The 16,345-nt window shown below is 30.8% G+C and carries 14 protein-coding genes; 2 read left to right on the top strand and 12 right to left on the bottom strand.

The window, feature by feature from the left end; translation table 11 throughout:
* Window positions 1-56: 56 nt before the first annotated feature.
* Entirely contained in the window at window positions 57-1,607 is a 1,551-nt protein-coding gene (locus FHS04_RS11370; protein ID WP_106678633.1) for a hypothetical protein, read from the bottom strand.
* Between the two features lie 113 nt (window positions 1,608-1,720).
* Between FHS04_RS11370 and FHS04_RS11365 the strand changes: the two genes are divergently transcribed.
* Complete coding sequence (locus FHS04_RS11365) at window positions 1,721-3,274, top strand: FMN-binding glutamate synthase family protein (RefSeq protein WP_106678635.1); 1,554 nt, start codon at window positions 1,721-1,723, stop codon at window positions 3,272-3,274.
* A 54-nt stretch (window positions 3,275-3,328) separates the two neighbouring features.
* Here the strand turns inward: FHS04_RS11365 and FHS04_RS11360 are convergent, their stop codons facing one another.
* The 9 genes from FHS04_RS11360 to FHS04_RS11320 form a co-directional block, all read right to left on the bottom strand.
* The gene (locus tag FHS04_RS11360; protein ID WP_106678637.1) at window positions 3,329-5,092 is read right to left on the bottom strand and encodes a carboxypeptidase-like regulatory domain-containing protein; all 1,764 of its coding nucleotides are present in this window, start codon (window positions 5,090-5,092) and stop codon (window positions 3,329-3,331) included.
* 73 nt (window positions 5,093-5,165) lie between these two features.
* Window positions 5,166-5,903 (bottom strand): LytR/AlgR family response regulator transcription factor, encoded by a 738-nt coding sequence (locus FHS04_RS11355; protein WP_106678639.1) that lies wholly within the window; start codon window positions 5,901-5,903, stop codon window positions 5,166-5,168.
* Complete coding sequence (locus tag FHS04_RS11350; protein ID WP_146131302.1) at window positions 5,903-8,740, bottom strand: sensor histidine kinase; 2,838 nt, start codon at window positions 8,738-8,740, stop codon at window positions 5,903-5,905. Before FHS04_RS11350 ends, FHS04_RS11355 begins: the two co-directional genes overlap by 1 nt.
* Window positions 8,741-8,789: 49 nt before the next feature.
* The gene (locus tag FHS04_RS11345) at window positions 8,790-9,812 is read right to left on the bottom strand and encodes a putative metal-binding motif-containing protein (protein ID WP_106678643.1); all 1,023 of its coding nucleotides are present in this window, start codon (window positions 9,810-9,812) and stop codon (window positions 8,790-8,792) included.
* Window positions 9,813-9,823: 11 nt separating this feature from the next.
* A complete protein-coding gene (locus tag FHS04_RS11340) occupies window positions 9,824-10,375 on the bottom strand; it encodes a hypothetical protein (protein WP_106678645.1) in 552 nt (183 codons plus the stop codon).
* Window positions 10,376-10,379: 4 nt separating this feature from the next.
* The gene (locus tag FHS04_RS11335) at window positions 10,380-10,697 is read right to left on the bottom strand and encodes a hypothetical protein (RefSeq protein ID WP_106678647.1); all 318 of its coding nucleotides are present in this window, start codon (window positions 10,695-10,697) and stop codon (window positions 10,380-10,382) included.
* An 11-nt stretch (window positions 10,698-10,708) separates the two neighbouring features.
* Window positions 10,709-11,155 carry a hypothetical protein gene (locus FHS04_RS11330; RefSeq protein WP_106678649.1) on the bottom strand — a complete coding sequence of 149 codons (447 nt, stop codon included), beginning with the start codon at window positions 11,153-11,155 and terminating at the stop codon, window positions 10,709-10,711.
* A gap of 1 nt (window position 11,156) precedes the next feature.
* Window positions 11,157-11,822: a hypothetical protein gene (locus FHS04_RS11325; RefSeq protein WP_146131303.1), complete on the bottom strand. Its 666-nt coding sequence runs from the start codon at window positions 11,820-11,822 to the stop codon at window positions 11,157-11,159.
* A 9-nt stretch (window positions 11,823-11,831) separates the two neighbouring features.
* The gene (locus FHS04_RS11320; protein WP_106678653.1) at window positions 11,832-12,272 is read right to left on the bottom strand and encodes a hypothetical protein; all 441 of its coding nucleotides are present in this window, start codon (window positions 12,270-12,272) and stop codon (window positions 11,832-11,834) included.
* A 248-nt stretch (window positions 12,273-12,520) separates the two neighbouring features.
* Between FHS04_RS11320 and FHS04_RS11315 the strand changes: the two genes are divergently transcribed.
* Window positions 12,521-13,039 (top strand): DUF7935 family protein, encoded by a 519-nt coding sequence (locus tag FHS04_RS11315; protein WP_027879748.1) that lies wholly within the window; start codon window positions 12,521-12,523, stop codon window positions 13,037-13,039.
* Between the two features lie 3 nt (window positions 13,040-13,042).
* Here FHS04_RS11315 and FHS04_RS11310 read toward each other — a convergent pair whose 3' ends face one another.
* A complete protein-coding gene (locus tag FHS04_RS11310) occupies window positions 13,043-13,975 on the bottom strand; it encodes a patatin-like phospholipase family protein (RefSeq protein ID WP_027879747.1) in 933 nt (310 codons plus the stop codon).
* Window positions 13,976-14,000: 25 nt separating this feature from the next.
* On the bottom strand, window positions 14,001-16,049 hold the full coding sequence (locus FHS04_RS11305) for a M1 family metallopeptidase (protein WP_106678655.1): 2,049 nt from the start codon (window positions 16,047-16,049) through the stop codon (window positions 14,001-14,003).
* Between the last annotated feature and the right edge of the window lie 296 nt (window positions 16,050-16,345).

The raw sequence follows: 16,345 nt of genomic DNA, 5'->3' as shown, positions 1-16,345 counted from the left end.
AAAAATAACCATACCACTTGGTTTTACTAAAGGTTTTTATCAATAATTATAAACAATTACAGCATAGCTTCTTTAAGTCCTGCTCTTATATTAATCCATATAAAATTAAAAACCGATTTATGTTTAACACGTTGTATATTTTTAGCTGTTGCTTTTCTAAAATTATCTGATTGATCATTACTGTTATTTGATACAAATAGATTTATTAAACCTGACAAAAACTTATTTTTTTCTTCGCCATTTTCTTTTAAAACAATTATATCAAAATTTTCATATTTAGTTTTTAAATCAATATTTGAAACATCAGAGTTTCCATTTATTGTAAAGTAAGTTTTCTGTAGTTGACCATCTAATCTTATATTTAAATTAGGCTCCATAAATTGGTTTAGTTGACTTGCATTTAAAACTCCTATATCTGCTTTAAAAACAAATTGATCTAATTGGTTATTAACGTCAAAATCCCAACTAACTTTTAAATTGGAATTATCCATAAATTTAGAGGTAACATCAATTTTTGTAGTACCCAAATTAGTAAAAGCATTGCCTAAATGACTAATGTTTGCATTTAGATTAGTAAATTTTATTTGACCAGCAGGCTTATCTTGTTTTACCTTCTCTTCATAAGTGATAAAAGCATTTTTAATTTGCACATTTTTTACTTTTAAATCGAAATTTAAATCTCTTAATTGTTTACTGTACATAGGTTTTACAGACAAATCATCTGCTACTAACTTATCTCTATAAATGTTGAAATTTGGCTGCTTTATAACTATATTCTCTGTTGTAAAACTAAAAACACTATCATTTTTAAAGTTTGTTGCAAAGTCATTGACTACAATCTCTTCAACATTTAAATCATAGTAATCACGTTCTACTTTTAAGTGTTTAGAAAGTTCTTGCTTTTCATATTTTGTTTTGATTTTTAAATCGAAAAACGTTGCGTTGTTTTTATGGACTTCAGTTTTATTTACAGTCAAGTTTTCAAAATCGTTTAATACATAAAACATATTGTTGGTTGACAATTTAAACTCTTCAAATCTAAAAGGAACTTTAGCATTAGATGTATTTGCATTAAAAACAATATTTGATGTAGATAAGTTTAATTGTTCTGATTTAAAAAGTACATCTTCAGTATTAAAATCAAAAATTTCAACATTGGCATTTTCTACAGAAAAAGATTCGATATAAATAGGTTTTTTAACCTGATTTTTTATTTGAGTATTAAAATCTTTAGATGATACTTGTTTGTTATAAAAGTGAGTGATTTTTGGAGATTTTACGTTTATATTTTCAACATCAATTGTATTGTTTTTCCAATAATTCCAATAACTAAAATCTTTAATAGATAGTGTTTTAAATTCTAACTGCGTGTTTATTTTTTCGGTAGTTTTTCCTTTTACCGTAAGTAAAACTTCTTGTATCTTAAAATTACCATTCAACAAGTCTAAATCTATAGATTTATATTGCAACTCAATGTGTTCTGGTAGATTAGACAAATAGTTTTCAACTTTATTTAAAATACTAGTTTTAGTAATAAAATAGCCAGCAATCAATACGATTATTGATAAAATTGCGATTAATCCGGTTTTTTTGGTTTTTGTGGTCATATACTAAAGATAATATTTAGAATGTGTAACCTTTCAATTTTATAATTATATTAACTTAACAGAAATATTAGCATTGTAATTTTACTATTTTTGAAAAAACAACTTATAAATTCATGGATACACTATTAAGTTTTCTTTCTAACATCTCTTGGTGGATGTGGATAATTATAGCTCTTGCTTTAGTTGCGGTACGCGATATTATTCAACGTAAACATACCATAAGTCATAACTTTCCTGTTGTTGGTCATATTAGGTATATGCTAGAAAGTATTGGTCCAGAGTTAAGACAATATCTTGTTGCTAATAATCGAGAAGAGCTACCATTTAATCGTATAGAACGTGGTTGGGTTTATGCGTCTTCAAAAAACGAAAACAACTATGAAGGTTTTGGTACCGATAGAGATATTTATGCGCATCAGCATATTTTTATAAATAATGCAATGCTTCCTTATAAATTAGAAGACAATCATCCAAATAAAAAAGACAACCATTTTTTACCATGTGCAAAGGTTATGGGGCAATACAACAATCGTAAACGTCCATACCGACCAGCATCTGTAATTAACGTATCTGCAATGAGTTTTGGCTCTTTATCTGCAAAAGCTATAGAATCTTTAAATAAAGGTGTAAAAATAGCTGATGCATATCATAACACTGGCGAAGGTGGTTTATCACCATATCATAAACATGGTGGTGATGTTGTATTTCATTTTGGTACAGGATATTTTGGCGTTAGAGATGATGATGGAAATTTTTCTATGGAAAAATTAAAACAATTAGTCAAAGACAATCCTTTTGTTAGAGCAATAGAGGTTAAATTGTCTCAAGGTGCAAAACCAGGAAAAGGTGGTGTTTTACCTGGTAGTAAAATCACTAAAGAAATCTCTGAAATTAGACACGTGCCAATGGGTGAAGATGTATTATCACCTCCAAATCATTCGGCTTTTAATACCATTCCTGAATTAGTAGAATTTGTAGAAGCAATTGCACATGAAACCGGTTTACCTGTTGGTATAAAAGCTGCTATTGGTAAACTTGGACAATGGGAAGAACTTGCAGATTATATGAAAGCCAACAATAAAGGTCCAGATTTTATTACTGTTGATGGTGGCGAAGGTGGTACTGGTGCTGCACCACCAAGTTTTGCAGACCACGTGTCTTTACCATGGGTTTATGCTTTTGGTGATTTATACAAATTATTTAAAGACAAAGGGTTAACAGAGCGTATCGTCTTTATTGGTAGTGGCAAATTAGGATTTCCTGCAAAAGCTGCTATGGCATTCGCCATGGGCGCAGATTGTATAAATGTAGCGCGTGAAGCTATGATGAGTATTGGTTGTATACAAGCACAAGTTTGTCATACCAATCGTTGTCCTGCAGGTGTTGCAACACAAAATAAATGGCTACAACGTGGTATTGATGTACCTTTAAAAAGCGAACGTTTAGCACAATACTTTAACACCTTTAAAAAAGAATTTTTAGAAATTACTCACGCTGCAGGTTACGAACATCCTTGCCAGTTTAAAATGAATGACATTGAAGTTAATGTAGACGATCATAATTTAAGTAAAGAACTTGACGGAACTTATCATTACGATAAAGTAGCTGTCCCGTTTAATGGTATGCAAAGCTTAAAAAATTGTCCTCATTTAGGTGGGAAAGCATAAAAAGAAAGCCATTTCAAAATTGAAATGGCTTTTTTCTTTAAATTATAGTGTCTATTAACTATCTCTTAATACGTGTATTGTTATAGAAAGTGTTCTAACATTACCTGAGTTATCTGTGAAAGTACCTGTTACAGTTCCATCTATGTACTGCCCTACAGCACCATAACTAGATAATGTAAATTGTAATGTATTAGGAATACTATAGTCCATATCTATATTCGCTTCAATACCTACCACTCCATTGTTGCTTATGGCATATGTACCAAGAGTAGTATCGCCCACTCCTAAATAAAACCATTCATTAGTACCAGCTGATCCAGAATTTGCATTTACAGAAAATCCTGATCCTTGAGTGTATTGATCTGTGTTAATATTAGCAATAAAATACTCAACAGGATCAGTATCTACTTGAATGCTTATAAATTCTGTTACCGCATTACATGCAATTATATTACCAATACTAGTGTTAGAAAAGTTATAGTTTAACAGATTTGTGGTTTGAAACGCATCATAATCTACACCTTCTATTGTAAAATCAGTAACAGATGGGCATTGCAATACAGAAAAAGAAAATGCACCATTAGTTATTTGCGCCGATGCTTCTTGGTTTCCATAATCCATTACTACGTAACCGTTAGTAACGTTGGCATTAGAACAATCTACTAAATTACCTGTAATTGTTGTAGAGGTTACAGTAGCTAAAACGATATTTCCTAGATTAGTATCTGAAGAGAAAGGTCCTATTGTAGTACTATACACTTCTACACTGCATTGATCAAACGCTTTTAAAGTTAATGTTTCGTTTGCTGGTATTAAACCACAAATCTCTCCGTTACCATCAGAAATTCCTACTCTTGGGTAAACAGCACCATTTCTCCATAATTCTACTCTTACACTTGATAAAGGTGAGTTTGCATTATCAACAACATTTAAACATAGGTTTACTGTTGGAAATTGAGCATCACAATTCCACCAAGAGAAATGAGATACTTGACCAACATATTTTCCACCACTTAAGGTTGCTTGTCCGTCTTCAACCCAATAACCATTAACCTCATCAAAATGCCATAATGGTATTGTTGATGGTGCTACACCACTTTGTGCTGGATCTATTGGTAATTCAATTTCGGCTACACTAGCATCTGCAATGTTTAATTTTTGACCAGAATCACCTTTTAGTTCTACGTTTATCATTCCATAAGTCTCTAATAATCTTTCTTGACCATTAGTGTTTTGTGCCTGTAAATTTCCTGGCATAATGTTTTCAACTTCTGGATTTGCAGGATCTAAATGATACATGTACACATCTACATTTCCTGAATAGGCGTTACCGTTTTCATCTTTAAAATTTCCATCAAACGCAACTTTTGTTCCGTTGGTTAAAGTAACTTCACTACTTGTTCCAGAAGCTACTGTACCAGCTAGGTTTTCTGTAACCATCATTATTTTTACCTGATTAACACCTTGTGTTGGCACAACAGATCGCATACCATTTAAAAAACCTGGTTTTTCTGCCAAAATAAATGCTTGTCTCTCGGATACCGTAACATCATTTATTATAAAATAACCATTACTATCCGTAACAGCTGTTTTAGTGCCAATAGTAATATTAACGTTATCTAAGGCTAGATTAGATTGGTTTACAATTCTACCCATAAAACTTCTTTGTATGCTTGCACCTTGGTTTAAAGTGCTTCCTGATGGATCCTCAATGTAAGGATCGTCAATGCTTTCGTTTTTTTCACAAGAATAAAAGAAAGCGCTAATTACTAACAGGATTGCTAGTAATTGTTTTGAGGTTTTGTTTGTTGTTTTCATAATTACTGATTTATTTTTTAGTTCACTTTTATATAAGTAGCACTTCTTTTTTGTTACCCTATTGTTTGTGTTTTTATTTAAAAAGATTTAAGAATGCCTTTTTATTTGTTTTAGAAATTGGCACACGGTAGTCATTATCTAAAACAATGTAACCTTCATTTTCAAAGTGTCTAACGTGTTCTAAATTGATGATATGCGATTTATGACATTTAAAAAACTTTGAACCTAAAGCTTTTTCAAACTTACCCAAATTGTAAGAACTTGTTAACATTGATTTGTTGGTTAGGTGAATTTTTGTGTAACCTTCATAACCTTCTAAATGCATCACTTCTTCTTCAGGAATAAAAGATATACCTTTTGAGGTTGGTACAATTACTTTATTTTTTTTAACTGTATCTGATAATAAATCCAATAGTTTAGAACTAGACTGCTTTTCTTTTTCTGAAGAAATATTTGCTAATGCTTTTTGTACCGCAACTTTTAAATCATCATTATCTATTGGTTTTAAAATATAATCGACTGCAGATTGTTTAAAAGCCTCTATTGCATAGTCGCTGTAAGCCGTCACAAAAATGATCTGAAAATTGATATGTTTTAATCGAGTTAACAACTCAAAACCATCAATTCTTGGCATTTGTATATCTAAAAACAAAACATCAAACTGTGTTGCGTTTATGGCATTTATAGCATCTTCTGGCGATTGGAACATACCAGCAATCTCTATTTCTGGAAAAAACGTATTAAGCTTTTTTTCTAAGCCTTTTAGGTTAGAAATTTCGTCGTCTACTAATATGGCTGTTAATTGGCTCATCAACTTAAATTGGTTATTGTAAATATAGCTTGATTTCCTTTATCGTCTAAATCAGGACTTAAAACCTCATTTTTATATGTGATTTTCCATTTATCGGTTTGGTTTAAAAACTTTATTCGATCTGATATTACGATTGATGATTTGTGCTTGTTTTTTTCGGTTTTTGTATTTTCAAAACCAACACCATCATCTATAATTTTCACCTTTATTGTTTGCTCATCAATTTGATTAAATTTTAAGGTTACTTTTCCGTTTTCAACTTTATTAAAAACACCATGATTTACAGCGTTTTCAACTATGGGTTGCAGTAACATGGTTGGAATTTTAACCTTGTTGGTGTTTATGTTTTCATCGCAAAAAATCTCAAAATCTAATCGATCTTTAAATCGTAGTTTTTCAATTTCTAAATAACTTTTTAGTAAATTAATTTCATCTTTTAAAGTGATTTCATTTTGTTTAGACAGTTCAAAAAATTGTCTAATTAGTTTTGAGAACTTTACTAAATATTGCTCTGATGCTTCGTAATTATTTTCGTTGATGTAATACTGAATTGCCGACAAAGAATTGAATACAAAATGCGGATTCATTTGACTTCGAAGGGCTTTTAATTGAATTTCTGATAATTGCTTTTCCTGAATAAGCTTTTGGTCTTTTTTCTTTTGTATTTGCTGACTTACCTTCCAAACTGTAGATACCAACAAGGTAGTGATTAAACAACCAAGTAAAGTTTTAAACCACAAGGTTTGCCACCATAAAGGCTGAATGGTAAATTGAAATAATTTTTCTTTATCATTCTTTTTTATAACAAGCGTGTATTTATCTGGTTTTAAATTGTTGAAATTTATAAGCGATGTATTAGAAACAGTCCATTGATTTTGAATTGGGTTTAATTTATATTGAAACGTTGTTTTGCCTTTATCATTTGAAAAATCGATAGTTGAAACAGTAACATTAAGACTGTTATTATCTTGAAATTTAAAGTAAGCTTTGTTTGAAATCTTATTGTCGTTAAAATAGATTTCATCTACATATATATCGATAAATTGATTGGTAGCTTTTGCCATTAAAGGTATTGAAATTAAACCAGAATTTGTGCCTACAATCAACGTATTATCTTCTACAAAAACAGTGTTTACTTGGTTTGTTGGTAATCCATTTGAAGTATCAAACGTTTTTGAATATTGGTATTCTTGATCGGTTTTGTCGTATTGCAATACACCAGAAACGGTTGCTAGCCAAATTGAATTATTATTTGAATAAGCATTATTAACGATTAAAAATTCTGATTTTTGTAATGGTGCAATAGTCTCTAAATTGGTAATGTAACTTCCAAAACCGTCGGTATTAACAACTATTTGATTTTTAGTTTTGGTTAAGCTTAAAATGGACTTATTAAACTTTTCATTTTTAAAACGTACGGTTTCAATGTTACTATCTTTTAATTCTTTTAAACCATTGTTGGTAGCGATAAGCAGTCGGTTTTTAAATAGTAATATTTGCGTGATTCCGTTTTGGTAATATTCTTCCTCAACATGAAATGTTTTAGAGTCTAATTTTGCTATTCCTGTTGAAAACACAGCGTAAATAGTATTATTGAAATATACAAATTGCCTAAAGATGTCTGATTCTGCTTCTAAATCTATTGCATATTGTTTTTTGGAAATTTTGCTTTTTGTTTTACTGTAAATAGATGTTTTAGAAAGAAAATATTCAGTATTTGTTTGCTGTATAAAGTTGGCATCAAAAAAGAAATCGTCTTGTGTTACATATGGATTTAGGGTTTTATCTTTTATATTATAGTGAAAAAAACCTTTGTTAAATACATTTATAAGCAGTTTATTATTAACCGATTTTAGATCTAAAATTTTATCATTTTGTAAATAGTAGCGATTCTCTTTTTGCGATTTAGAAATTTGATACACACCATTATTAAAAGAGCTTAACCAAATAGAACCAGAATTATCAATCAATCCAAAATGTGCTTCTAGTGCTTCAGGAAAATCAAATCTGTTTTTAATGTTGAAATCTTTATCTAATACACCAACAAAACCATTTCCTGTTATTTGCAATTTATTGTTAACCAAATTAATACGAGAATATTTTACAGATTCTACATTAAGTTGCTCTTTAAATGTTTTACTATGTAATTGTTGTGTACTAAGATTAAGTATGTGATATGATTTATTGTCTATAAAATAAAACAAACTATCTGTTATTTGACCACGCTTATGGATGCTAGACAACCCATTTTTGAATTTAAATTCTTTTGATTCATTAGATTTTGTGTGAATTTTAATAGAATCTAATGGATAAATCAGCTCTATGTTTTTAATGTTAGAATGCTTAACGTAAAGGAAAAAATTATCGCTTCTAAATTTATTTTCTAGTACTGTTTTCCATTGATTATCGATTAACCTGTGTGACTTTGAAGGACTTGTTAGAATAACTTCATTTGCTAAATGACTGGTGAAAATTGGATAGAAAATTTCGTCTTTCTTATCACTTTTAAAATTATAAACGCTATCATTTTTAATATAACCTAAACTAGATGTTTTAGACAAGAACCAAAGCTTATCGTCTTTGGTTGGCAAAATATTCCAAATATCGTTGGTTGCTAAACCATCTTTTGTGGTAAAAGTTTTAAAGGTAGAACCATTGTATTTTACCAACCCTTTATCTGTAGCAAACCAAATAATCCCTTTATAATCTTGAGTTAGCTTATACACATGGTTACTTGGTAAACCATCTTGAGTCGTATAATTGGTGTATTGTTGTGAAAAAGAAAAACTCCATATCAAAAAGAAGAGCAATATGATATGGAATTTTTTATGTTTCAATAGTTTTTATTTAATTGATGATTACAAAAGTAATGGTTTTAGAAGTTTATTAAAACTCATCTACTAAACCGTTACAATTATTATCTATTCCATCTTGAATTTCTGGAGCTCCAAAATAAACATTAGAATCATTATCATTACAATCTGTATTATTTGTAGAACTTCCTGTAAAGTTTACTGTTGTTCCTGCATCATTGGAATCTCCAAAACCATCTCCATCAACATCTTGATAATAATACACCACATCTATATTACCATTACAATTGTTATCAATACCATCTGTTGTGTTTTCAGCTTCAAAAGGATTAATACTTGCGTTTTGATCATCACAATCCAAACTGTTAAACACATATCCAGTTGGTATTGTCATTTGTTCTTCTGCATTACAAGGTGCAGGACAACTAGCAACTAAAGGATTATTTATATCTCCATAACCATCGCCATCAACATCTGCATAAAAAGTATAGTCTTTACTAGAATTTACATCACAATCTTCGTCTATATTATTATCTGGTATTTCGGTTGCTCCTGGATTTATAGAAGCATTAGTATCATCACAGTCTGTATTATCTAATACATATCCTGTTGGTGGTGTATTACCAGCTTGAGTTGAGTTTGAAGCATCTCCATAACCATCATTGTCATTATCAGCATAATAGGTTGTTACTGTTTGACAACTTCCATCAAAACATGTTTCTCCTACTCCACAATCGGAATCAATATCACATTCTTCATCTACTACACCATCACAATCATCATCCATATTATTGCCTAATATTTCTGAAGGACATTCGCCACATTCATCTATTAATCCATTTCCATCGTTATCTATTCCATCCATAGATATTGAAGTTGGATATAATGCTGAATTAGAATCATCACAATCTGTATTATCAGATACATATCCATTTGGTTGTGTACATGCATTTTGTGTTTGGTTGGCATTTCCAAAACCATCTCCATCTGCATCTTGATACCATGTTTGTTCAACACATGACTCATCGTCATCGTTACCACATGCTACTATTAATACTAAAGTAAATAGTAGGCTTAATTTTAGTATTGTTTTCATAATCTATATTTTTAATAATTTTGATCTGCATCTCGTTGTACTCTACATTCACCTGAAATAGTTCTGGTTGTACCATTATCATCAAAAGTTCCTGAAAAAGTAAATTCTAAATAATCTCCTATATTTGATGGGTTTGCCGAAGTAACTGAAGCAACTATTGGGTGCGTTGCAAAATCACCAGATAAAACAAACAAATTGGTAGATGTACTTTCTGCAAAATAGAATTTTTCTGTTGGAGTACTATCTAAAGCTAATCCCCAATTATAAGTAGAAGCTGGCATAAAAACACCATTACTATCAAAAGAAAAACTAGCAGCAATTCTTCTTAAATCGCCACTTGGTTGTTGTCCTGATGCATTTATCTCAAATCTATCTATTATTGTAGAAGTATCTGTTTCTAAATGTCCTTCTACCTCATAATCAAATATTCGTTCTACACCATCTATTGTGTATTTAAAATATTCGTTTGTATTTCCTGTAGTTGTTGACCCATCGTCATCATTACTACAAGCTACTAAAAATATTATGCTAAATAGTAAGCTAATTTTTAATATTGATTTCATAATTTTATTTTTTATTAGCGTTATAAAATTGTAATGCTTCAGAGAATTTAAAACCAAAAAAAGCGTCTTTACCTTCGTAGTAAATTACTTTTACTCCATCAAAAGCATCATTTAAAAAAATAATTTCATGAAAATCTTTTTCTTGAAGTTTTCTGCCATTTATTAAGTAATATCTTACTATTTCTGTTTTCTCTGCTTTACTTAATTGCTTTGAAGTTTCGGTTTTAGTAGTTTTTTCTAATGCTTGCGATTTATTTTCATCTTTACAATTAAAAACTAATAAACCTAAACAAATCACTATATACTTAATTTGTATTTTCATAATTATCTATTTTATAAAACCTCATCAATTATTACACAAAATTCGACCTCTACGCTTCCATAAACAACGTCTAATCTCACCTCGTCACCAACTGCTGTTCCAGCACGTTGACAAGTAACAGTAACTGTTTGCTCAGTACCATTATCAATAGTAATTAATCCAGTTCCTGTATCGTTTAATGCTATTACATTAGTAGTAAAAAACAGCGTAGTTGAACCTGTATATGAAGCAATTTCTATTCCTGGAGCTCCATATGGACCATTACTTGCATTTGGAAAATACTGTGTATTTAATTCTGACTCTGGAATTAAAGTTTGATCGTTATTATTGTTATCTAAATATGAAAACCCTTGATAGTTGCATTGGGTTTCATTTGTTGCATCGTTATTTACATCGTCGTCATTATTACAAGATGTAAAAAGAACTAAAGCAACTATTATATTTCTAAATACTTTCATTTTAATCTAAAATTACTTCAAAGGTTCCTTCGTAATGTCCTGTAATGACTTCTCCATTTTGATTCATAAAAGTGTAATCGACATCTATTGTACTGGCAGAAGGATTGTTAGCGTCTAAATCTATTGTATTAATTGTTATACTTGGACCTTGCGTACCTGGAGTATTAAAAACGCCTACATTTTCGTCTCCTGTTCCATACTCCACACCGTTAATAAAATAAGCAGGATTTAAACCATTTATTTGACCGTTTTCTATTATTACAGAGTCGTTTATACTAGAAACCACATAAGTGTTTCCTGCAGAAGGACCTGCATTAGACAAACTTGGATTACCTACAACTTCTACATTTAAAAACACCCAGTTAGTAGTATTTAAAGAGAATAAAAAATCATCATTTAAACCATTGACATTTGCTGGGTCATTATCAAACATACGTCCATTAGAGAAGAAAAAACTATAGTTGTCTGGATAACCATCACCACCAATATTAGGATCGTCATCATCTTCATCTATTTCAAAATAAGCATTTGGTGTATTGTAAAATACATTGTTATGTGTAAATCCATCTGTTGGAGTTACAGGATCTGTTTGTGCATCGTCGTTGTTATCACAATTAAACATTGTGATAACTAACAATACTGCAAATAAAAACTTTATAGATTTCATACAAATAGTTTAAGGAGTTACAGTATCTATAATTACACATAACTCAGCCTCACTACCATTAGATAAAACGATATCAAATCTCATTTCATCACCAACAGCACTATTTCCTCTTTGGCATGTTACAGTACCTGTATAATCTACAGTACCTATTCTAATTTCAGGATTTGCATCTACAGCACCATCTGTTACAGCTCTTGTTACTATAAAAGTATCACCTGGACTTGCTGTGCTCCAAACTTCTACAGCTGGCATACCTGTTCCATCATTATTTGGAAAATAATCTGTTTGTAAATCGGATTCTGGAATTAAAGTTTGCGTACTATTAATTTCGGCAGTAAGACCTTGATAATTACAAACGTTTTCATTTGGCGCATTACCATCATCATTATCGCAATTAAATAATGTTATAAGTACTAATACGACTAATGCTTGTTTAAATAAGGTTTTCATTTTTAAAAATTTTGAGGTTAAATTATGATCTAATAACAAATCGCCAAGAATAACTCTATCAGGAAACTTGACGATTTATTTTAAAAGATTAATAGCAATCCAAAAATAAAGAGGTAGACATTAGAAAAGTACTACCAATCTATTTGTAAGGATTCTCGTTCAACCAAAGTTGGTTTTCATTCAATTATCGGTTTACTTGTACAATAATTTAAAACACATTAAGTTTGTTGTATAAACAAAAAACATCCATGGAAGATCAAGTTTTAACTTTATTATTATATTGTATACCTGCTTTAATTACTGGTATTGTTGCTTACTTATTTTTTAGAGAATACTTTAATAATGAATTTGAGCGCAGAAAATATGAAGTAGCTAAAGAGCTTAACAAACAATCTTTACCAATACGATTACAAGCTTACGAACGTTTAACGCTGTTTTTAGAACGTATCTCTCCTAATAAATTATTACTTCGTGTTGCTCCTGTAGGAAACAATAAAGAAGACTACGAAACTTTATTAATAAAAAATATCGAGCAAGAGTTTGAGCACAACCTAGCACAACAAATCTACTTTAGTGATAATTGTTGGAGTGTTATCAATGCATCTAAAAGCGCAACTGTGCAATTAATTAGAAAAGTCGCTATGAGCGAAAAAATTGATAATGCAGATAAACTTCGTGAAGCTATCTTAAACGAAATGCTAGATAAACCAGCACCAAGCAATGCAGGTTTACACTATATTAAAAAAGAAGTATCTGAAATCTGGTAAGAGTTAAGGCTCTATTTCGTCCTTAAACTTTTCACTTTGATCCATCGGTTGCCCTATAGCATGTTTGGACTCAGCGTAATGATACCCTTGCTGCCACCAGGTTTCCATTAATTGTTTATTAAAGATTAATGAGTTTTCGGTAAGTTTTGTAGGTGTAAAATATAGATTAAGCTTTACATTTCTATGTTTTGCTGCCAATCGTCCTATTGCGATATCGCCTTTTTCTACTTGATCAGACAAATGTCCAAATAGATTAATCATTAAAGAAAACGGGTTTTTACCTAAAACCTTGTTATACTCTAAGTTTTCACTTTCTAAAATAATCGCATCTACTTCGGTTGCACCTCTTAAAATAGCTTCTCTTATTGGCACAACACAAGCTAATCCACCATCGGCATACTCAAAACCATCTTTAGTTGCTAAAGACATAAACGGTACTAAATTGCACGAAATCCAAATCCAGTCGCAAAATTCTTCATAACTAAAATCTTTAATAGACTTATACTCTGCTCTATTTTTAGATAAATTAGTTACAGTAACAATCACGTCTTCTTTAGTAGCACGAATACGATCATATTCTTCTTTAGTAAAATTCTCTTTAATATTCTTTCTTAAATTTTTACTTTCTCCAAAGGTTCTCTTACGTTTAATAAACTGTAAAACAGTATTAAAGTAATTAATAGACACGTATTCTCTATCGCCTTTTTTCTTAACAACAAAAGGGTTAATATTAAAAATAGAATGCTGATTAACATGCGTATAAATATCATACAGCTTACCAATATCATGCGCTGCCAAATGCGGAATTAACAAACTACCGGTAGATGTGCCCAAATACATATCATAATCTCTACCTTCTTGCTCTATCAAATATTGCGCGACGCCACCTGCAAACGCACCTTTACTTCCGCCACCAGAAATTACTAAAGCTTTCAAATTTAATCTTGTATTTGGATTACTATTATTTTTGCAAATTACTAATTATTGATTGATATCTATCGTCTTCAGATAATTTTTCTAATAGCGATTTAGCAAAACTTTTAAATCGCCAATTATGATGTTTTGAAGCTTCTATTAAATGTTTTAAAGCATCTTCATTAAACACACCAATACTAGACAAATAACCAAATGCGTTTTGACGCAAACTAAACGGTTGCTTTGGATTGGTATAACTTACCAATTCCTCAAAAAAATCTTGTTTTTTATCTGTTTGAAATTCTGGTGTTGCCAAAGCCAATGTTAACCATAACGTACGCACATTGTAATCGTTAAATCCATAAATAGATTGAGTTTGCTCTAAATATTCATTTCGCTTTCGCGGAAAATTTGCCCAAAGATTATACAAAGCAGCTTCAATGGTGACGTACGACTGATCGTTTAATAAGGTTTCATAATCCTGCTGAAAGTCTTCCGGAATTTCAGACATGTTTAATGCTAATGCTTGTCTTAAATGAAAGTTTTTAGACGCAAACGCTTCTTTTACCAAATCGTTGTAAGTTGGATAGTCTGGTTTAGACAACGCCTTTTTTAATACTGCAACTTGCATTGGATAAAATCCTTCTGGTAATTGCGTTACCAAACTTGATGGTACATAATTATCATCATCATCTGTTCTGTAGGTTAAATACGGATGTTCTTCGATAGTTAATAAAAATGCAGACGTTTCGTTAGATTGTAATGCGTTTGTCATCTCATTAATTGGCAGCGTTTTATTTTTCAACCAAACTTGTACAAAATTAGACAAGTCCATTTTGGAAGCTTTTTCAACTTCACTTATAAAATCATTAGTCTCTACATTACCATAAGCATGTTTCTTCAAATAGCGTTTAACAGCTGTTTTAAACGCCTTATCGCCTACTTTTTCTCTTAGAACATGCAAAACCCAAGCGCCTTTTTTATAAAATGTCGTACTGCTAGATTTTGGATCCAATAATGCTGTACTTTGTCCAGCTTGTTCTTGTGCTTCTAATTCTTTTAAATATTGGTACAATTGCCAATAGTAATAATCGTCACCAAAAATATCACGTTCTGCTAACAGCGCGTAATACGTAGCAAATCCTTCTTGAAGCCAATGGTGTGTACCTGAAGTTTCGGTAACCGAATCGCCAAACCATTGGTGAGCTAACTCATGCGCATTAACATTAACGTAGTTTTTATCTGTAAAACCAACCTCATCAATCATAAAATCGTCTGAAAAAATCGTACAACTTGTATTTTCCATACCTGAATACAAAAAGTCTTTTACAGGTACTTGTTTGTAGTTTTGCCAAGGATATGGTACGTCAATTTCTTCCTCTAAAAAATCAAACATCTGCTTTGTGTAACGGTACGTTGGCTCTACTTTTGCAGAATCTTCTGGATAGTAATACAATTGGATAGGAATACCGCTTTTTGAAGTGATTTCTTTTTTATCGTATTTACCAATAGCTAAAGCAACAAGGTAACTTGACATTGGTTGTTGCATGTCGTAATGCCAAGTTTTAAAACCATTATTTTCTTCAATATTTAATAATTTACCGTTTGAAATAACATAATAATCTTCATCAGCTATTATACTTAAATCAAACTCAATTTTATCATTCATATCATCAATACTTGGCAACCAATTACTAGTGTATTTACCTTGTCCTTGTGTCCACACTTGTGTATATTCTTCTTTTTCGACAAAATACATAGCTTTTTTAGGCTTTGACTTATAACTTAACGAAAGCTCATTATCTACCGAAACATCAAGTTTTTTCTTAATAATTAAATGATTTGATGTTAAATTAACCTCAACTTTACTTCCATTAACAGACACATCTTCAAACTCGATGTTTTTTGCATCTACATATAAAGAATCTATTGGTTTTAAAACATTAAAATAATAAGTAACCAAACCAAAAATTGATTTATCCTCTGTCTGTACAGTAATATTTACTTCTGCTTTTTCAAAATCCACAACATCGGTTTGCTGTGCAGAAACAAGACAACTAAAAAATGTAAAAAGAAGTAATAGGTAATATCTCATAGTTTATTTTTATCAAGGACTAGACCAAAATACAATTTTTTGTCATCTCGACGAAAGGAGAAATCGCATCATATGTTTTTTAATATTTTTCAACTACACTCATAGCTGTATGTTTGATGTCTCTCTATGTTCGACATGACTTAGGCTTGTCATTTCGACGGTAGGAGAAATCGCATCTAGTTTGTAGTACTTTTGGAGTTTATAATATTCTTACTCTACACTGAGCCACTTGTGTGATGTCTCACATACGTTCGACATGACAACTTCTTGATACATTTTGCTCATGCTTCACAAAA

This window comes from Mesoflavibacter zeaxanthinifaciens subsp. sabulilitoris (assembly GCF_014191595.1).
Lineage (GTDB): Bacteria > Bacteroidota > Bacteroidia > Flavobacteriales > Flavobacteriaceae > Mesoflavibacter > Mesoflavibacter zeaxanthinifaciens.
This window is presented reverse-complemented; position numbering and strand designations above follow the sequence as displayed.